Source organism: Candidatus Hydrogenedentota bacterium (assembly GCA_016791475.1).
Taxonomy (GTDB): Bacteria; Hydrogenedentota; Hydrogenedentia; order Hydrogenedentales; family JAEUWI01; genus JAEUWI01.
Genome location: JAEUWI010000004.1, coordinates 100,734 through 120,329, shown reverse-complemented (window position 1 = coordinate 120,329; position 19,596 = coordinate 100,734). Strand labels below are relative to the sequence as shown.

Annotated in this window: 16 protein-coding genes; 10 read left to right on the top strand and 6 right to left on the bottom strand. The window is 59.9% G+C overall.

What is annotated here, in order from left to right:
* Positions 1-201: 201 nt before the first annotated feature.
* Complete coding sequence (locus JNK74_03565; protein ID MBL7645250.1) at positions 202-801, top strand: ankyrin repeat domain-containing protein; 600 nt, start codon at positions 202-204, stop codon at positions 799-801.
* Between the two features lie 251 nt (positions 802-1,052).
* Positions 1,053-2,504 (top strand): putative DNA binding domain-containing protein, encoded by a 1,452-nt coding sequence (locus JNK74_03560; GenBank protein ID MBL7645249.1) that lies wholly within the window; start codon positions 1,053-1,055, stop codon positions 2,502-2,504.
* A gap of 12 nt (positions 2,505-2,516) precedes the next feature.
* Here JNK74_03560 and JNK74_03555 read toward each other — a convergent pair whose 3' ends face one another.
* From JNK74_03555 to JNK74_03545, 3 genes are read right to left on the bottom strand one after another with little or no spacing between them, the layout of a single operon-like run.
* The gene (locus tag JNK74_03555; GenBank protein ID MBL7645248.1) at positions 2,517-2,987 is read right to left on the bottom strand and encodes a hypothetical protein; all 471 of its coding nucleotides are present in this window, start codon (positions 2,985-2,987) and stop codon (positions 2,517-2,519) included.
* A complete protein-coding gene (locus JNK74_03550) occupies positions 2,987-3,247 on the bottom strand; it encodes a hypothetical protein (protein MBL7645247.1) in 261 nt (86 codons plus the stop codon). The genes JNK74_03555 and JNK74_03550 overlap by 1 nt, the downstream gene beginning before the upstream one ends.
* Positions 3,234-3,821 carry an RNA polymerase sigma factor gene (locus tag JNK74_03545; protein ID MBL7645246.1) on the bottom strand — a complete coding sequence of 196 codons (588 nt, stop codon included), beginning with the start codon at positions 3,819-3,821 and terminating at the stop codon, positions 3,234-3,236. The genes JNK74_03550 and JNK74_03545 overlap by 14 nt, the downstream gene beginning before the upstream one ends.
* Before the next feature lie 287 nt (positions 3,822-4,108).
* Here JNK74_03545 and JNK74_03540 point away from each other — a divergent pair, with 287 nt between their 5' ends.
* From JNK74_03540 to JNK74_03515, 6 genes are all read left to right on the top strand, one after another.
* Positions 4,109-7,612: a HEAT repeat domain-containing protein gene (locus tag JNK74_03540; protein MBL7645245.1), complete on the top strand. Its 3,504-nt coding sequence runs from the start codon at positions 4,109-4,111 to the stop codon at positions 7,610-7,612.
* 153 nt (positions 7,613-7,765) lie between these two features.
* On the top strand, positions 7,766-8,830 hold the full coding sequence (locus JNK74_03535; protein ID MBL7645244.1) for a GntR family transcriptional regulator: 1,065 nt from the start codon (positions 7,766-7,768) through the stop codon (positions 8,828-8,830).
* A gap of 127 nt (positions 8,831-8,957) precedes the next feature.
* On the top strand, positions 8,958-9,947 hold the full coding sequence (locus tag JNK74_03530; protein MBL7645243.1) for a DUF1559 domain-containing protein: 990 nt from the start codon (positions 8,958-8,960) through the stop codon (positions 9,945-9,947).
* 183 nt (positions 9,948-10,130) lie between these two features.
* Complete coding sequence (locus JNK74_03525) at positions 10,131-11,396, top strand: right-handed parallel beta-helix repeat-containing protein (protein ID MBL7645242.1); 1,266 nt, start codon at positions 10,131-10,133, stop codon at positions 11,394-11,396.
* A 4-nt stretch (positions 11,397-11,400) separates the two neighbouring features.
* Positions 11,401-12,498: a hypothetical protein gene (locus JNK74_03520; GenBank protein ID MBL7645241.1), complete on the top strand. Its 1,098-nt coding sequence runs from the start codon at positions 11,401-11,403 to the stop codon at positions 12,496-12,498.
* A gap of 98 nt (positions 12,499-12,596) precedes the next feature.
* Complete coding sequence (locus JNK74_03515) at positions 12,597-12,797, top strand: hypothetical protein (GenBank protein ID MBL7645240.1); 201 nt, start codon at positions 12,597-12,599, stop codon at positions 12,795-12,797.
* Positions 12,798-12,893: 96 nt separating this feature from the next.
* Here the strand turns inward: JNK74_03515 and JNK74_03510 are convergent, their stop codons facing one another.
* The 3 genes from JNK74_03510 to JNK74_03500 form a co-directional block, all read right to left on the bottom strand.
* The gene (locus JNK74_03510; protein ID MBL7645239.1) at positions 12,894-13,613 is read right to left on the bottom strand and encodes a hypothetical protein; all 720 of its coding nucleotides are present in this window, start codon (positions 13,611-13,613) and stop codon (positions 12,894-12,896) included.
* Entirely contained in the window at positions 13,600-14,427 is an 828-nt protein-coding gene (locus JNK74_03505) for a hypothetical protein (protein MBL7645238.1), read from the bottom strand. The genes JNK74_03510 and JNK74_03505 overlap by 14 nt, the downstream gene beginning before the upstream one ends.
* Positions 14,428-14,800: 373 nt before the next feature.
* The gene (locus JNK74_03500; GenBank protein MBL7645237.1) at positions 14,801-15,571 is read right to left on the bottom strand and encodes a hypothetical protein; all 771 of its coding nucleotides are present in this window, start codon (positions 15,569-15,571) and stop codon (positions 14,801-14,803) included.
* 762 nt (positions 15,572-16,333) lie between these two features.
* On the opposite strand from JNK74_03500, the gene JNK74_03495 reads away from it, so the two are divergent.
* Both JNK74_03495 and JNK74_03490 read left to right on the top strand, forming a co-directional pair.
* Entirely contained in the window at positions 16,334-17,728 is a 1,395-nt protein-coding gene (locus JNK74_03495) for an arylsulfatase (protein ID MBL7645236.1), read from the top strand.
* Positions 17,729-17,741: 13 nt separating this feature from the next.
* On the top strand, positions 17,742-19,556 hold the full coding sequence (locus JNK74_03490) for a hypothetical protein (protein ID MBL7645235.1): 1,815 nt from the start codon (positions 17,742-17,744) through the stop codon (positions 19,554-19,556).
* Positions 19,557-19,596 lie beyond the last annotated feature (40 nt).

Below are 19,596 nucleotides of genomic sequence, written 5' to 3'. Positions count from 1 at the left end.
AGTGAGACCGCTATCCGTTTGGGGCCATTCTAGCGCCTGTGCGCGGCGGAATCAATGGGAAAGGCAGAATGAATCGTATCGTTACAGGCGAGGTAAACCTATAAAGGCGATTTGATTTGAAGTACTTGGGTGGTCACGCCGAAGGCGGGGCCGTGGTACTATTTGGTACGTACCCGACCAGGACACAAAGGGAGCTTGTCTATGACCATATCGAAAAGGCGTTATGTGTTTTTGGTGGTGTCTTCCTTGACCCTCTGGATCTATATTTCCATGCAGGTGGTGCCCCGCATAGTTCCCTTCTTCTTCGCCAGCCTGGTAAACGACGACCAGTATTTTATGGCCGTGGCCGAAGGGCGAACGGATATAGTTGAACCGTTCTTGAAGGGCGGTGGTAATCCTGAAGTGGAAAAAGGTCCGGACGGAACGTTGCTGCAGTATGCCGTGTTTGGCGATTGGCTCTTCGGGCCGCCCGATGGGGATCAGTTCGATATGGTCGCTTTGCTCCTTGCCTACGGTGCGATTCCCAATCCGAGGGTCTATGACGGGTCGGAAGCACCACTGGTTCGGGCCGCAGAGTATTGCAGCTACGAGACCTTTGCGTTGTTGATTGCGGCGGGAGCGGACCCCGAGATCCAGTTAGAGTCCGGCGAAACAATCAAGTCGATCCTGGAACGGAGATTTGTGCCCGACCGGAAGAAGAAGCTATGGCTTTTGAATGCCGCGCTTGAGAAGCGACGACAGGCGAAAGAAAACCGCCCCGCCTCGGCGGGCCCGCCGGAGGGGGCGTCTGAACGCGCCTGACAATTCGGGAACGGTCAGCCGGTCGTCGGTCGAACGCGACCGGCGTCCGTCTGGGTGTCGGCGCGCGGCGACGGCGGAATCAATGGGCGGGAGAAGAAGGCTGTGTTGCCAGATTGGCGAGATTCTAAATTGCGGAAGAATGGCGTACAATAAAGGGGGCGTTGCCTTCTGCACGGAGGGACGCCCCCATCCAGCATGTATCGCAGCTTTTGCTTGGACTGCATATTTAATCGCCGGGGAACGCCCGCAGTATGACTATTCCCATCGAAGAACTTATCCAATGGCCTGAAGGAAAGACACTCGAATTCAAGCGCGAGCTGACTTCCAGCAAGAACATTCTCAAGACCTTGGTGGCATTCGCGAACTCGGCGGGCGGCATGCTCGTTGTGGGCGTGGATGACAAGTGCAGGACTGTTTACGGCGTATCCGAGCCATTGGATGAGGAAGAACGAATTTGCAGTTTGATCGCCGACGGAATTGAGCCACGCCTGGTTCCCAACGTTGAGCTAATTCCCATTGAAGGTCGAACCCTGCTTGCTATAGAAGTCTACCCCAGCGGCAGCCGCCCTCATCGCTTGAAAAGTGAAGGGGCCGAGGGCGTCTACGTTCGACTGGGTTCGACAAATCGAAGAGCCGACATTGCGTTGGTGGAAGAGTTAAGGCGTAGTGCCTCCGGCGCGGGTTTCGATGAATCGCCCATGGAGTCGTTGGACGCGGACGCGATCGATCTTGATGCGGCGAACAAGGCATTTAGCGGGCTTCGAAAACTGGACGAGCAGGCGTTGCTAACGCTTCGGCTCCTAGTTCGCTCGCAGGGGCGATTGGTTCCCACCACGGGGGGCGTATTGCTCTTCGGAAAAAACAGGGACGTGCAATTTCCCGATGCATGGATACAATGCGGGAGGTTTGAGGGAAAAACGAAGAATGTGATTCTGGATCATACGGAAATCCACGATCATCTTCCGAGTGCTATTGAGCACGCCATGGAATTCACGCGAAAGCATTCGTTGCGCGGGGCAGATCTTTCCGGGGTCCGCCGCAAGGACGTCTGGAGCATTCCGCAGGGAATTCTTCGGGAAGCGATCATCAATGCTGTCGTGCATGCAGACTACTCCCAGGCGGGCTCGCCCTTGCGGCTTGCCATTTACGATGATCGAATTGAGGTGGACAATCCCGGCATGCTGCTTCCCGGCCTCACCCTCGACGATGTCCGCCAAGGTGTTTCCAAGCTTCGCAACCGTGTTGTTGGTCGTGTGTTTCGCGAGTTGGGTCTCATTGAGCAATGGGGCAGCGGCGTCCGGCGCATGTTTGATGAGGCGGAGTCGCTTGGACTTGCCGCGCCGGAGATTATCGAGGGTGCAATGGGCATGCGTGTCATCGTTCATCTGGCAGAGCCCCTTCGGGTCGCGGTGCCCACCCCGCAAGTCACCCCGCAAGTTACCCCGCAAGTTACCCCGCAAGTTACCCCGCAAGTGGGGAAGCTAATTTCGCGGCATCGGGGGGAGCAATCGCGAAGCGAATTGATGCGTCTGGTTGGGCTCCGTGACCGGATGCATTTCAGCCGCGACTACTTGCAACCCGCCCTGAATGCGGGCTTGATTGAGATGACCATTCCGGAGAAACCAAACAGCCGCATGCAAAAGTACCGACTGACGGAGGTTGGCCGCGCTGTGGCATCCGGCGAGCCGCGACCGACTCGTTAATGGCACATTGCCCTATAAATCCTCACACGGATGGTGCGGGGACTTGCCGTCGACTTTGAGGTACATGGGGATGGGCGGAAGGAAGACGGTGCAGATCTTGCGGTGGAGCTCGCGGAATTCGGCGGCCTGGGTTTCGTTGAGGAGGGGGAGGATTTCTTTGCCCATTTCGTAGAAGAGTTCGTGGACTTTGACGGCGTTCTGGCCTTCGGCGGTGGCGATGTCGGTGTGGTATTTTCGGAAGATGCGTTCGAATTCGGGGAGCTGCTCCGGGGTCAGGGCGAGGTCTTCGGCCATTCGTGGAATGGCGTGATCCGGGAGTTCGTCCATGTGCTCGGCGTGGAAGCGCATTTCGCGGAAGGAGAAGTTGATGCCATAGAGGAATCCGGAGACGCCTCCCGCGGAAAAGATCAATACCAGGACCGCCAGTTTGAAGAGCAGTCGAAGGGCGGGGCGCGCGGGCCGGTTATTGCAGCAACCGAACATCAAAAGCTCCAGGGAGTGTTCATGTAGGCGGCCCAGGGATCGCGTAGTGCGCTGATAGCGGGCAGGGAGAGGGAGAACATCATGGCCATGATGGCCAGGGAGAGGCCGGCGAAGGCGAGGGTCGGCGTATCGAAGAGTGCGGCGGGTTCGGGGGCCATGCCGCGCAGGGTTGCGCGGACCCGGGCCTGAACGTCGACCTGGGGCACGGCGGCGCCTTGAGAGCGCCGGGCCAGTTCTTCAACGCGTTTAAGTGTTTCCATTTTTTTTTGCCTCTAATAGTTTCTTCAGCTTTTTGCGCGCGCGGAAGGCCTGAACCCGCACCATGCTGCCGCTCCATCCGGAGAGTTTGGCGGCTTCATCGGTGGTACAGTTCTCCCAGTAGAGCAAGGTTAACACCAATCGGTCTCGGGGCGGCAACTGGGCCAGGGCATCGTAGAGTTCGCGATGGGCGGCTTCCGGGCTGTCTTCCGGAAGCTCCTGATCGCTTTGCTGCCAGGGCTCCAGGGCTATCTGCTCGTTCAGGACCTCTTTGTCTTTGTCTTTCGCTTTCTCTCGCCAGTGGCGGTAACCCGTTCGCACCGCAATGGTGCGGATCCATCCGCCCAGCGGGCCTGTACCCCGGTACTTTGGGAGGCTCAGGTAGGTCTGGACGAAAGTGTCGTGGACCATTTCTTCCAACTTAAGCGGATCCCGGGTAAATCGCCACATGAGCTTTGCAACCATGGGCTGATGCTCTTCCACAATGGCCATGTAGGCACGCTCGTCGCCCGCCAGCGCGGCGGCGACCCGTGCCACTTCAGCGGCAAAGGGAGCATCGGTCATGGAATCAGTCAACAGCAGGGCACTTCATGGGTCCCCGGGGGCCCCGCACGTCGGGCAACATCCGGTAACCGTTGGTTTCGCTCAGGTTGTGGCTCGTGGAACGGAGAATGTTACATCCCGGCGGGCATGGTAAAGGGTTTGGAAAAACAATGCAAATACTGCGGAAGATGCGGTGTCGGGCTTGGGGAAACCGGGGAGAACGTGCTACCCTTCGGTATCGTCGTCGAATAGTACCTCGAACCCACTATCCCGTTTCATTGTTGCGTCGTTCTTCCCAGTCCCGGCCCGTTGGAGGCCCCATGGCTAAGGCCGCGGGCGTCCGAGCGATGGGCAATTCCGGAGTTCCCATGTTGTTTCGTTTCCTCACCCGCCGAGTGCCGGTTCTCTTGATCATGATGGCGTCTGTGGCTGCGTTTGCAGCGCCTGAAGCCGCGCCAAGGCCCTACAATCCCCCGATTGCTCCGGCTTCGGACGAAGGCGTGCGGGCGATGAAGAACTTTTCGGCCCCCGAGGGCTTTGTTTTTGAGTTGTTTGCCGCGGAGCCGCGCCTGGCCAATCCGGTGGCGTTCCATGTGGACCATCAGGGCAATTTCTACGTGGCGGAGACCTATCGGCACCACAAGGGCGTGGGCGACATGCGGGGGCATCGCGAATGGCTGGTGGACGACCTGGCGTCGAGGACGGTGGAAGACCGTCTGGTGGTGATGAAGAAGAATCTCGGGGCCGATTTTGCGAACTGGGTGGGCGAGCATGACCGTATCAAGATGATTCGGGACACGGACGGCGATGGCGAAGCGGATGTGGATACGGTATTTGCGGATGGATTCATGGATGCGCTCACGGGCATCGGTGCGGGGTTGCTGGCGGATCGGGGCTCGATCTACTACACATGCATTCCGGAGCTCTGGCGTCTGGTGGATGAAGATGGTGATGGGAAAGCGGACCAGCGGGAGGTGCTGAGTTCGGGTTATGGTGTCCACATCAATTTCCTGGGACACGATCTTCATGGGCTGCGCAAGGGGCCGGATGGTCGCCTCTATTTCACCATCGGCGATCGCGGTGTCAGTATCAAGAATCCCGATGGATCGCGACTGGAAGAGCCGGACACGGGGGCGGTGTTTCGTTGCAATATGGATGGCTCCGGGCTGGAGATCGTTCACCGCGGCCTGCGCAATCCGCAGGAGCTGGCCTTTGACAATTACGGGAATCTCTTTACGGGCGACAACAACTCCGACGGTGGCGATCAGGCCCGATGGGTATGGATCGTTGAAGGGGGCGACAGCGGCTGGCGCATAGGGTATCAGTGGGTTGCGGAGCCCAATCCCCGAGGTCCGTGGAATGCGGAAAAGATGTGGGAGCCCTGGCACGAAGGTCAGCCGGCCCACATCGTGCCGCCGATCCTGAATATCGGGGCCGGTCCTTCGGGGTTGACCTTTTACCCAGGCACGGGCATGTCGTCCGCCTATAACGACACGTTTTTTCTGGCCGATTTTCGAGGAGACGCCGGCCGGAGCCTGATCCACGCCTTTCAGGTACAGCCCAAGGGGGCGGGTTTCGAACTGGTGAATCGCCGCGATTTTGCCAATCACATGCTTGTGACCGATGTGGAGTTTGGCATGGAACCCGGCATTTACTTTTCGGACTGGACCCAGGGGTGGGACCAGCCCATGAAGGGGCGCCTGTATCGCATCTATGAGTCCGCTCTCGAGGGCGACGCCCTCCACACGGAAGCGGTCCGCCTGCTCGGCGAGGGGATGGCCCAGCGCAAAGAATTCGAACTCGAGGCCCTTCTGGGACACGCCGATCAGCGCGTTCGACTGGAGGCCCAGTATGCCCTGGCTGACCTGCATGCGGCGGCCCTGCCCATCTTCAGCCGGGCGGCCACCGGGGGAAAGAGTCTCATGGCGCGGATTCACGGCGTCTGGGGCCAGTGGCAATTGATCCTGCAGGGGGACGCGGACGCCACGGCGCTGGTGCCGTTGCTGGAGGATGAGTCCGAGGAAATTCGAGTGCAGGCCGCCCGCGTCCTCGGGGATGCCGCACCGCCGCTGGTACTCCCGCTCCTTCGGAAGGCGCTGGGAGATTCGAGTCCACGGGTTCAATTTCATGCGGCGACGAGCATCGGGCGGCTCGGAGTGCTCGATCATAGTGCCGCGTCCGATCTCGTGGAGTTGCTCCGCTCAAACGACAACACCGATCCGAACCTGCGCCATGCCGCCGTCGTCGGACTCCAGGAAACGGCCACGACGGAGATGCTGGCGGCGCTCTCGCTGGATCCTTCGCCCGCCGTGCGGCTGGGCGGGTTGCTGGCGTTGCGTCGGCTCAAGAGCCCCGAGGCGGGGCGTTTCCTCATCGATTCAGACCCGCTTGTCGTGGAGGAGGCGGTCCGCGCGATACATGACGAGATGATATTGGACGCTTACCCGGCACTTGCGGCGCTGGCAGAGCACGCTTCCAGTGTCGCCTTCGAAAAGACGTATACGTGGCGGCGCATTGTGAACGCTCATTTCCGCCTGGGGCAGTCCGAGAATGCGGCGACACTGGCGCGTCTGGCCACTGCGGAATACATACCGGAGATCGCACGCCTCGGCGGTCTGAAAGCACTTGCGGCATGGAGCGATCCGCCAGCCCTGGATCCCGTTACCGGCGAATGGCGTCCGCGAAAGCCGGGGACCTCGGAAGACGTGCAAGAAGCCGTCAGCCCGCGCCTGGAGGAACTTATCCAGGCGACTTCACCCGAGCTACTTCTGGCGCTGGCCTCGGTCTGTGAGAATCATAAGATTCCCGGCGTGGAGCCGACACTGGCGACGCTGGTGATGGATGAAGCGACTCCCGTGGAATCACGGGTTCGTGCGATGCAGTATCTGGGCAGGATGGACGGGAAGCGGCTGCGCCCCCTTCTCGAAAAGACGCTGGACGACGGAAGCGAATTGGTTCGGGCCGAGTCCATCAGCCAGATCGCGGCGCTGGATCAACCGGTGGCGCGGGAACTGATTCCGGCGCGCATCGAATCCGGCGGCGTGGCCGAAAAGCAGGCGGCCATCCAGGCCATTTCCACGATGGATGAGTCTCTTCAGGAACAGCTCCTGGTATCCCTGCTGGAAAAACTGAGCCGGGGCGGGATCGATGGCGCCGTGCAGTTGGATTTGTTGCAGACTGCCGAGCAGGCGAAGCCCCAAGCAGTGAAGGATGCGCTGGCCCGGAGGGAGGCCCCCTTCGACCCGAACGACCTCCTCGCGGCGTACCGTCCCGCACTTCTGGGCGGCGTGGCCGAGAAAGGGAGAAAAATATTCTTCGAACGGGCGGAAACCCAGTGTCTGCGTTGCCACAGCCTGGAAGGTCAGGGCGGGAGCCAGGTGGGTCCCGAACTGACGGGAATTGGCGCCCGCGTCGACCGGGAACATATCCTCGCGGCGATTGTAACCCCCAACGCGGCGATCGCGGCGGGCTTCGAGAACGTCAGTGTCACGCTGGCCGATGGCACCTATATCACGGGACGCCTGCTACAGGAGAGCGAAACCGAGCTTGTGCTGGAAGTTCCCGAGGAAGAGGACCCCTTTGAAGACTGGACCGATGCCGACAAGCCCCACAGCGAAGTGGACGTTGTGGCGGAGAACTCCGGCAGCCATGGAGAAGCCGGGGGGGCCGTCGTGGCCGCACCGGGCACGATCACGAAGACCATCCCCAAGAGCAGTATCACCGCGCGCGAACGCGCCTTGTCCTCCATGCCGGAAGGCCTCGCGCAGTTTATTACCCTGTCGGAGCTTCGCGATCTGGTGGAGTTCCTGGCCAGCCGGAAGTAACCGAACCTCGCTCACTCCATGTGAAAATCAATTAAATAGGCTGGCCCGCCCCGAAGTGTATCGCGCTTTGGTACACCCGTGGTGAAATCGTTGACAAACTCTTCCAATCGTGCTATCACGGTGTTGCAGTGATATGGGAGCGGGAGAGGCGTGGTGAGTAAAAACACACAGGTCATGAGTGCTATTGAGCAGGACATCCGCGCGCGCGGACTGCGGCCAGGGCAGCCGTATCAGAGCGCCCGCGAGGTGGCCCAGATGCTTGATGTAAGCCCGATGACGGCGGATCGCGCCATGCGACGGCTGGCCTCGACGGGGGTGCTTGCCCGGCGCCATGGTTCCGGTACCTACGTGGGCGAGGCTGTGAGTGAACTGGCTGCTTCCGATTTACGTCACGTCCAGATCGTCATCTCTTCGAATTTCTATCATGTGTATCGTGTCGTGGTGGAGAATATTGTCGCCACAGTACACCGTGAGTTTCCGACCGACTCCATCGAGCAGGTATTTGTGCCCGAGTCCAAGCCGACCGCTTTCTGTGGTCAGGTGATCAAGCGGTGGGAGGGGGGGCGCGAGCCGCGTACCGTCGTTCTGGTGTCCTGCAGCCAGCAGATCCAGCGGCTTTTCAGCGAGACGAACGTACCTGTCGTCGCTACGGGCGGTGTGGCCAAAGACAATTGCGCCCTGCCGTGGATCGACATGGATCACCGCAGTGCGGGGCGGCTACTTGCGGCCTATGCACGTGGTCTGGGGCATCGCCGTTTTCTCGTGCTGATGAATCATCTCTGGGGCTGCGGGGACAATGATTTTCTGGACGGTATTGATGAGGGCCTGCGTTTTGCGGGCGGTGGGACGGAAGCGCGGGTGCGCAGCGTGGAGTGGGATGCCGCCGCTATTGAGACGGTCCTGCTACAGGCCCTGCGCAGTGAAGCACCGCCCACAGGCGTTTTCTGCACGACCCGCTTTACCGCTGAGCTTGCCGTGGGTGTAGCCGAAAAGCTGTCGATGAGAATCCCAGAGGATTTTGTCGTCGGGACGGTGTTGATACGAACACCGGTGGGCCGCCAGCCCAAATACGCGTTTACGCGCTGGGGTACCACTCGGGAGTCGAATGACGCCCTGTACCGCATGGTGCACCAGATGAATCGGGGACTCAAGGCGGACCCGGATCATTTTCTTATCCCCGTGGAACTCGTGGAACCGATGGAGCACGCCTGGTGCTAGCGCATGGCGCGGGAGTGCCGGACGGCATAACAGGAAAGGAGTGTGAAGGCCGGGCGTAGCCGGCGCAGCGCAGTGGTCAAGTCACGTACTCATAACCCCAAAAAAATTCAACGGAGGTCTTGTTACTATGAATCGCAAAGGATTTACCTTGATCGAATTGCTGGTGGTGATTGCCATCATCGGGATTCTTGCGGCCATTCTCCTGCCCGCGCTGGCCCGCGCCCGGGAGGCCGCACGGCGCGCAAGCTGCCAGAACAATCTGAAACAGATGGGCATCGTATTGAAAATGTACGCGAATGAATCGAAGGGCCAAGTCTTTCCTCCGCTGTACGTCGACTACCAAGCGCCATCCTACGATTGCAATTCGTTCACAAACTCGGCATCGATCGAGGGCGCCGTATCGAGCACGGATGAAAACGTGTTTGAGCCCATGGCGGATCCGCGACAGATCTACCCGGAATACTTGACCGATCCTGGAATTTTGGTGTGTCCTTCCGACGCCACATTGACAACCGAGGCGTGGACGACCGATCAAGGCGCATCGTACTTTCACAAGGTTTGCGAGGGTGACGATGATCATGGCAGCCGCGCGGGGCAGGATAGCTATCTGTACTTTGGCTATGTTATCGATCAGTGCGACAGCGATGATCGCGCGGTTGACGTGGGTTTTGGAAACATTTGCCTCCAGACGACCTTGTGGGACCTCTCGGTGCGTGATTTGGCCGGCTGGGCCAATCCCGGAAACACCACGGAGACGGCGGTACAGGGCAACGTGAACCTGAATACGGCCGCAGGCTTGCTTGGGCAGCCCGCGAGTGGAAACTACGGCAGTGGATTCGGCGCGGAGTTGCTTCGCCTGCGTGAAGGCGTAGAGCGTTTCATGATTACGGACATCAATAACCCGGGCGCAAGCGCCAAAGCCCAGTCCGACGTGTTTGTGTATTTTGACGCCGTGACCACGACGGTCGATATTGACCGGGTGGACTACAACCACGTTCCGGGCGGCGCCAATGTGCTCTACATGGATGGCCATGTCGAGTTTCAGAAGTATGATCCGAATGGTGAAGCGCCTGCGAATGCCTTGACGGCCCGCGGTGTTGCGGCATCCATCGGTTGATAGGTTGACGACGTCCACGTCATACTGAGTTCCGCGGCGGTCGGACTCGCACGAGTCCGACCGCCCGGTATATTTCAGGGACAGCAAGACAGATTTGCGACGTGCTCTCCCCGAGGTCCCCGGGGTTTGCAGAACAGGTTGGGACGACGACGTTAAACCGGCTCGCGAGCCAGGAGAATTACGATGCGTAGAAACCAGGTGTGGCTGAGTGTTGCGGTGGCAGCGATCCTGGCCGGGAGCGGCGCGCTGAACGCCAGCGCCGAAACGGTGACGTTTGAACCGGGGCCGGAAGTGCAGACGCAGGTGCAGGAGGCCTTTATCCTGAGTCCGCCCGGAACAGTCTTTTTGTTCAAGGCGGGGAAGTACACCTTTGACCAGAGCCTTTCGCTGGACGTTGCGGATTGCACGATTCGCGGCGAGGGGATGGACAAGAGCGTGCTCACGTTCCAATCGCAGGACGCCGGGGCCGAGGGGCTGTACGTGACGAGCGACAACGTGACGCTGGAAGATTTTGCCATCGAAGACACGAAGGGGAACGCCTTCAAATCGAATGGGGCGGACAACCTCATCATCCGTCGGATCCGGGCGGAGTGGACGGGCGGGCCGAAAGAGACCAACGGCGCCTATGGCCTTTATCCCGTGAGTGCGACGAATACGCTCATCGAGGATTGCATCGTGCGCGGGGCCTCTGACGCGGGGATCTATGTGGGGCAGACGAAGAACGTCATCGTTCGCCGCAATCTGGTGGAGTTCAATGTTGCCGGCATCGAAATCGAGAATTGCCACGATGCGGACGTCTTTGACAACATCGCCACGCGCAACACGGGCGGGATTCTGGTGTTCGACATGCCCGGTCTACCCATGAAAGACGGGCAGCGCAGCCGGGTATTCCGAAACAAGATCTACGACAACGATACGGTCAATTTTGCGCCGGCCGGCAATATCGTCGGGACGGTCCCCACGGGCACGGGCGTCATCGTGATGGCGAACTACAATGTCGAGATCTTCGATAACGATATTTACAACAACCAGACGGCCAATGTGATTCTTACCAGTTGGCTTTCCGGTGGTCAGCCGATCACGGACCCGGAGTACAATCCCTTTTCCGAGGGGATCTATGTCCACTCGAACCGCTTCGGCAAGGGGGGCTATGCGCCCCTGGGCGTTTCGGGCGAGCACATGGCGAAGCACGCCGGCGTGCCGCTGCCTGACATCATCTGGGACGGGTCCTATGACCCCACCAAGCTGGTGGACGGCAAGATCGCGGAAGAGCGTCGCATTGTGATCAAAGACAACAAGAAGACCGGCGATGGCGAGGTCACCTTTGCGAATCTCGGCGGTGCGGAAGCTTTTCTGACGCTGAACCAGGCGGCGATACAGCGTGATCTCGGGGCGCACGACGGCAAGGTGAAGCCGTTGCCACCGGTGAAGCTTGCGGAACGCAAATAGCGCAATGGTTTTCAGGAATTGGTTTAATTGGACGCCCCTGGCCCTTGTGGCGGGGGCGTCCTTCGTGTGGGCCGAGGGCTTGCCTCCTGTGTCCGTCGATGTGACGACGCCCCCGGCGCGTTTTCTGTCGGCGTATAACCTCTTTCGGGATGTGGCGCGGCAGATTCCCAATGAGGGGCTTCATGCGTACACCATAAACACGCCCCTGTTCTCCGACTACGCGGAGAAGCATCGTTTTTTCTATTTGCCGCCGGGCGCGCAGGTCACCTACACCTCCGAGGGCGCCCTGGAACTTCCAGTGGGGAGCGTGCTGGTGAAGACCTTCAGTTTTCCTCGGGACCGCCGCGATCCGGCGCAGGGCGCGCAGGTGGTGGAGACGCGGATCCTCATGCACCGTCCCGAGGGCTGGGTGGGCTATCCCTATGTGTGGAACGCGGACCTGAGCGAGGCCCGGCTTGCGGTCGCGGGGGCGCGGCTGGATCTGTCGTGGATTCACGACGATGGGATGGCGCGCGAGATTCGCTACAACGTGCCGAACATGAATCAGTGCAAGCAGTGCCACGAGAACGGCGACGTCATGGGCCCCATTGGCTTTAAAGCGCAACAGCTCAACCGCGGGCACGGCGAGGTGGACAACCAGCTCGGTGCGTGGGCCCAGATGGGCCTGCTGGCGGGGCTGCCCGACGGGGCGGAAGAGGTTCCCCGCTTTCCTGTTTGGAACGCGCCGGAAACGGGCAGCCTGGATGCCCGCGCGCGGGCCTATCTGGATGCGAACTGCGCCCATTGCCACAACCCCGGGGGCGAGGCCGCGAGCACGGGCCTGGACCTGCGCTGGGCGCAGCACGAACCCGTGGCCTATGGCGTGAATAAACAACCCACGGCGGCGGGACCCGCATCGCGGGGGTATATCCATGCCATTCAACCAGGTGCGCCGGATCGGTCCTTTCTGCTCAACCGCCTCCGCGCGACCGACCCGGTCATCATGATGCCGCGCACGGGACGCACCTTACCCCACGCCGAGGGGATAGCGCTTATCGAGGCCTGGATTGCGGGGATGGATCCCGAGCTGAAGTCGCGGGACTTGACCGGCAGAGGCGGCTGAAGAAGGGGGGGATGGAGTCCGGGGCGGGCTCCGGTGGCGTCGTCTGGCTGCTTCGCGCTATACTTGGGGGCATCACCCAACACCAAGGAAGTACCACCGTGCCTACCCCTGCCGATCTCACAAAAAACTGCCCCGAATGCGGCCAGCCCATGGGCGTCAACCGGGGTGTCTGCCCGAATCCTGATTGTACCTATCAGAGCACCTGGTTCAAGGTGCGGCTATATTTTGGTTGCGCGGGGGCCTTGTTTGCTTTCATCATCATTGCCATCATGGCGTGGATGGCGATGCAGGCGCGATAGGCCGGAGCGGCGGAGGGAACGGAAAATTTGCGCGAATTTCGCAAATGGGGCGGGGGCGTGCGGGCCATAAACGGGCCTTCGTTGGGGAGTGGTGCACTACCGTTCGTTCGTGTCGTGAAGCGGGTACTGGTTCCTGGCGATCGAAATCTGGACTCGGTAGAAGCACCAGCCGATAAATCCAAAGGAGGCGATCAATGCGCCAAATAGTATCCCGGTCAGGGTCAAGACACTATCTCTTGAATCGAGGTTGATGATGACTAAGGTGAAGAGGGGTGTCGTAGCAATCGGGAGAAAGAGGAGGGGCCAGATTCGGGGTTCGCGCTGCTTCAGATAAGCCTGCACGTCGGCGCGGATAAGTCTGGGCCACCAGAGCTCGTAGAGCGACCTGAGGAACGCGTCCATTTCCCTCTTGTCGGCACCATAGGCGTGGACTACCACCCGGCTTCCGTCATTCAGAACGAGGATGGAGCCATCGTGCGAAAGGGCGATACAATTGCGGCGTTTGACAAAGAGGATTGGCTTGCCGAGGGTCTTGATGGCCAGGGTTTCTTCCGTGGCCACCAGACGTTGGAGCGGTTCGGGGCCAGTGAAGTGATGGACTATTTGCCATGCTGCCGCAGCCATGCCCGCCAACCCCATAGCAATGCCGATTACTATGTTGAAGACAGCCAGGCGGTCGGGATCGCTCCAGGCCTCCGGGAGCTGGCCAAAGTCCACTGCGCCCTTGATTAGTAGTCCCAATGCACCAAGGATAGTCAGGGAGAGAAAGAATTGGCGGGCGGCCTTTCTGGGCGGTGGGGAGCTAAGGACGATCATGCTGGGCGGGCTCCGAAGGGCTTGCTCCTGAATGGTCCTCCTGCGCCAGGCCGCTCCCGGTGCCCTGGTTACTCTGGAACGCAATCATGACGCTTCTACGCAATCGATTTTCGATCCAGTCGGGAAAGAAAAGCAGCAGGAAAAGCGAGGAAAGCATGATTTCGCTTGCGAACGGAAAGAGTTGCAGGTAACAACAGAAAACTACGGTGAGTATGATTTCCTTTACAGCATTGGGAATGTGCCGTATCCAGCCCTGGGCCTTCTCTGCAATGCGGATTGCTCTGGCCAGGTCCACTTCCGGCCACCAGGCATTCAGCCACGGGGTGGCCATTGCCGGATCGTGGCAGTAAAGGTGGGTCACGCAGACGGGCAGGGGAATGGTACGACCATCGAACAGAAGTACTTCGTTGCGGTGGGGGAAGTAGGCCAGGACTTCGCGCTGGGTAAAAGACTGGGGTGATGAGTCCACGACCTTACTGACGACCGTGGCGCCGTCGAAGTGAAGCTCGCCGCGATATCGGCGAAAGATGAGGAAGTCCGCGAAGTGGTACACGCCGAGGAAGCCAACCCAGGTAGTGATGGCTACGGGAATGACCATGATGTAGAAGTCGGGGTCAAGGGGCCACCAGAACTCGGCGGCAACAAAGAGGCCGACGGCCAGAAGAAGAGCCTGGAGGACGTAGAGTACGACCGCACCCGCAATGGCGCGCCCGCTTGGCTTGATAACCTGGTTCACGGGCAGGCGCTCGCCGCTGGAGGGAGATGTTGGCTCGGCGTTTTGGCCGGGTTCTGGTTGGAGGATTTCGTCTTGCATGTTTAAACTCCCTCTTTGGTACCGCTGGGATTATCCTAGCGGAAATGGGATTGCGGCGCAAGGGGGTATGGCGCTTGGGCATGATGTATGGAGGCCACACAGGGACTGACGCGCCCACGTTTGCTCGCCGGGGTACTGCGCACTCGGACTTGCTGCGCGCTGCCATAAATCGCGCCGATGTCTCTGGGCGTGGGTGTCCCGTCACGCGGGGCGTGTGCCGAGATTCTCGAGGGGACTTGGTCAGGCGACATGTACTCACGGGAAGTGATGTGGGGTGGCCGGGCCACCGTCGCTGACGACGGTACAGCCACGCCCGGCGACGTTGCAATTGGCTTGTCCATGTCCCCTGTGGGTTATGACATGCGTTGATCGTTCAGGTGCTTGTGGGCGCGTAAGTCCCTGAGCCCAGGGTAATCATGACGTTTCGACGCAATCGGTTTTCGATCCAGTCGGGAAAGTAAGACAACAGGAATATCGAGGCAAACATAATTCCCAGTGAGAAGTCAGAGGAAGTAAGAATACAACAGAAAGCTGTGGTGCCTATGATCGCCTTTACAGCATTGGGAAGGTGTCGTATCCAGCCCTGGGCCTTCTCTGCGGTGCTGATTGCTGTGGTCAGGTCGATCTCCGGCCACCAGGCTTTCAGCCAGGGCGTGACCATTTTCGATTCATGGTAGCGGAGGTGGGTTCCGGAGCCGGGCAGGGGAATTGTACGGCCATCGACCAGGAGCACTTCGTTGCGGTGGGGGAAGTAGCCCAGGACTTCGCCCCGGGTGAAGGACTCGGGGGATTTGCCCGGGGCCATGCAGACGACGGTGGAGCCGTCGAAGTGAAGTTCGCCACGGTATCGACGGCACAGGAGGTAGTCCGCGAGGCGGTAGAAGGCCGGTATGCCAACCCCGCTAATCATAGCGACGGGAATGATAATGAAATGCTCGTCGGGTTCAAGGGGCCAGGAGAGTTGGGTCGCGAGCGCGATACCGATGGCCAGGGGAACGGATTCGAGGGCGTAGAGTGCGACTTCACCGGCAATGGAGATCCGGGTTGGTTTGATAACCTGGTTCACGGACAGGCGCTCGCCGTTGGACGCAGATGTTGCCTCGGCGTATTCGCTTGGCGCTGGTTGGAGGACTTCGTCTCGCATGTCTTAACTCCCTCATTGGTACCGCTGGGATTATCGTAACCGAAATGGGCTTTCGGCGCAAGGTACGTGTTTGTACTTAATCAGTAACCACCGGTAGAACCAGTGGTTTCAGAAAGGCCACCCCAGAGGACCGAACACGCTGGTACATGCAAAACGACTTCGTTGGGTTTAGTCGCGAAGGGACGACATATCGTAGCCCGCGGTGAAGCGGCGCACGAGCGAACCCTCGGATATCTGCCCATAACTTTTAATCCCGTGGGGATGGCATAGAAGACCGGGGACGAACTCCCTCGTTCTCCTATGCCGCCCCGCTGGGGCTCGAAATTGTTGCGATCCAATACCCAGGGTTCCGCTCGTACCTCGCTTCACCCTGGGCTACGATATGCCGCTCCTACGGAGCTAATACAGTCCTTTCGTTTCAAATGCTTGTTGCTACTTAGGGCGGTGGCCAATTTAAACTTGCCAAGTTTTGTTCCGATCTGAAGCCTCGTGGATCGCTTTTCGCTCGCCAATATAACGCCGAGAGCGATTTCAAAATCGCACAGAAACTCGAAGTTGGCAACTTAAATTCGATCAAAGCCCTTAGGCCCGACTCGTTCGCTAGCCAACGTTTACCATGGCGGAACGGTAGAGCCTAATAAATCCTTGCCGGCGGAGCCGGTGGATTAGCTTGGATTTAGCCCCTTGTAACTTCCGATCCCAGACTCTACAATCGGGTCATGACGGTATTTACCCGTGCTGAGTGCCGAAGGAGGCCAATTCATGCGCAGACGAGACTTTCTGGCCGCGACCGGCCTTTCGACCCTGGCCATTGCCGGGCTGGGGAACAGGGCAAAGGCTGAATCGAAGCCGAATATCGTGTATATCCTGGCGGATGATCTGGGCTATGGCGATCTGGGTTGCTATGGGCAGAAGGACATTCAGACGCCGAACATCGACCGGCTTGCGGCGGAGGGGATTCGCTTCACGCAGCATTATGCGGGGAGCACGGTGTGTGCGCCGAGCCGGTGCGCGTTGATGACGGGCCTGCACACGGGGCACGGTTATATTCGCGGGAATCAGCGGGTGAATCTGCGTCCGGAGGACGTGACGGTGGCGGAGGTGCTGAAGGGTGCGGGTTATGCGACGGGGTTGTGCGGGAAGTGGGGCCTGGGCGTTGAGGGGGAAGAGGGCGTTCCCAATCGCCAGGGCTTTGACTACTTCTACGGGTACCTCGACCAGAAGCACGCCCACAATTACTTTCCGACCTTTCTGCTGCGCAACGAAGAGCGTGTGACGCTGAACAATGTGGTGCCGGAGCCGAAGGAATCGGGCGCGGGCGTGGCGAGCGAAAAAGTGGCGTACAGCCACGATCTGATTGCCCAGGAAGGGCTGGACTTTGTTCGGCGGAGTGCTCAACGACCCTTTTTTCTCTATTGGGCCCTCACCTTGCCCCACGCGAACAATGAAGCGGGCGAGGCGGGGATGGAGGTGCCGGATCAGGGCATCTACCAGGACAGGGACTGGCCGGAAAACAAGAAGAATATGGCGGCCATGGTGTCGCGACTGGATCGGGACGTGGGGCGCTTGCTGGACTTGTTGAAAGAACTGGGTATCGACGAGAACACGCTGGTGATCTTCAGCAGCGACAATGGTCCCCACAAGGAGGGGGGCAACGACCCCACGTGGTTCGACAGCAATGGCCCGCTGCGGGGGATCAAGCGCGATCTGTACGAGGGCGGTATCCGCGTGCCGCTTATCGCACGGTGGCAGGGGCGGATCCAGCCGGGGACGACCTCGTCCCACGTGTCGGCCTTCTGGGATTTCCTGCCCACGGCGGCGGAACTTGCGGGGACCTCCCCGCCGGCGGATCTCGATGGCCACTCGTACGTTCAGGCGCTTATGGGTAACGATGCCGCGCAGAAAAAACATGATTACTTGTATTGGGAGTTCACGGAGCAGGGCGGGAAGCAGGCGGTGCGCAAAGGAGAGTGGAAGGGAATACGCCTGAACGTGGCGGAGTTTCCGGATGGTCCATTGGAGCTTTATAATCTGATAGAGGACCCTGGTGAAGCACGCAATCGGGCTTCGGAGTTTCCGGCGGTGGCGGCGGAGCTTGCCGGGTTAATGAAGGAGGCGCATGTGGATTCTACCCTTTTCCCGTTGCGGAAGAAATGACAGGAGCAGGAGTGTGAAGGCTATTATCAGAGGCGCGGGCATGATCTTCACCCTTGGGTCGTTTGCGGCTTCCGCGATTGCGCAGGGCGGGACGAAGGCTGCGCAGGAAGTGATAGTGACCTACGACGCGGATGAGGTTTTCTGCTTTGCGTTGTATACGGTGGACGACGGCGTGCTCAAATTGACCGCGCAGCTTTACCCGCTGCCTGAAGGGAGCGAGCGTCGGGTTCGGCTGGAAATCGAGGACGGCGGTGTGTGGCGCGAGGTTGCCACGACAGTGGTGATAAATCCGGGGTGGACCGCGCCATTTCGCGTGAGAACCTGGGATCATTCGCGCGATTGGAACTACCGGGTGGCCTATGGCACCGATCAGTTTTACGCCGGGCGGATTCGACGGGATCCCGTGGAGAAGGACGAGATCGTGGTTGCGGCCTTTACGGGGAACTCCAACAAGGAGCGGGGGCCGAAGCCGGACATCATTGCGAACATCCGCGCGCAGGATCCTGATTTGCTCTTCTTCTCCGGCGATCAGTCCTACGATCACACCCGTCACTACGAAGCGTGGCTTCTATTCGGCCAGCAGTTCGGGGAGATCATTCGAGACCGGCCCACCATCACCATTCCGGATGACCACGATGTGGGCCAGGGCAACATCTGGGGGGCGGGCGGCAAAGTGGCCAAGACGGCCGCGGGCCCGGACGGCGGCTATTTCATGCCGGTGGACTATGTGAACGAAGTGCAGCGCGCCCAGACGAGTCATCTACCCGATCCCTTTGATCCGACGCCAATCGACCGGGGTATTGGTGTGTACTACACATCGTTGAAGGTGGGTGGCATCGATTTCGCGGTTATCGAAGATCGCAAGTTCAAGTCGGGTCCCGAGGGGCTCGTGCCGCCTCACGGCCCCCGTCCGGATCACATCAATGACCCGTCCTTTGACGTCATGCTGGCCGACGTGTCCGGCGCGGAGTTGCTGGGCCAACGACAACTGCATTTTCTGGATGTCTGGGGCCGTGACTGGGACGGCGTGTCGATGAAAGCGGTCCTTTCGCAAACGGTTTTTGCGAACGCGGCCCATCTTCATGGGGCGAACTCCGAGCGCCTTCTGGCGGATCTGGATTCCAACGGGTGGCCCCAGACGGGGCGTCGCAAGGCCCTGGAGGCAATTCGCAAGCCCTTCGCGTTCATGATCGGCGGCGATCAGCACCTGGCGACTGTGATACACCATGGCGTCGACGATTGGAATGATTCGGGATACTCCTTCTGCGTGCCTTCGATCTCAAACTACTATGGGCGATGGTGGCTTCCGCTGGAAGCGCCCCGGAATCACCCTGAGGGGGTGCTGCCGTACACGGGCGAGTATCTGGACGGGCTGAAGAACAAGATCACCATGCGGGCCTATGCCAATCCCACGGATGAAAACTTTCAGGGCGCGGGCTATGGCCTGGTTCGCTTCAAGAAGGGCGAACGCAGCATAACGATGGAGTGCTGGCCCCGCTTTGTGGATGTTACGCAGCCGGATGCGCGCCAGCACCCCGGCTGGCCGGTGACGATAGCGCAGGAAGACAACTACGGCCGCAGGGCTACCGCGTGGTTGCCGGAAATCCAGGGCGGAGGAGATTCCCTTCCGGTTGTGCAGGTGTCCTCGGAACCCGGGGGCGAGGTGCTGTATACCCTGCGGGTGCCTCGTCTTCCGTGGCGACCGAAGGTGTTTTCCGAGGGTACCTATAGCGTCCATGTGTCGGATGACGATCATGAAACGACCTTCGCCGGGGTTAAAGCCACAGCCACATCGGAGCCTGGTTCGGCACTCGTCCTACCGTGGTGATGCTCAGCCGAATGCTCGTTGTTTGGGGTCGGCACGCGCC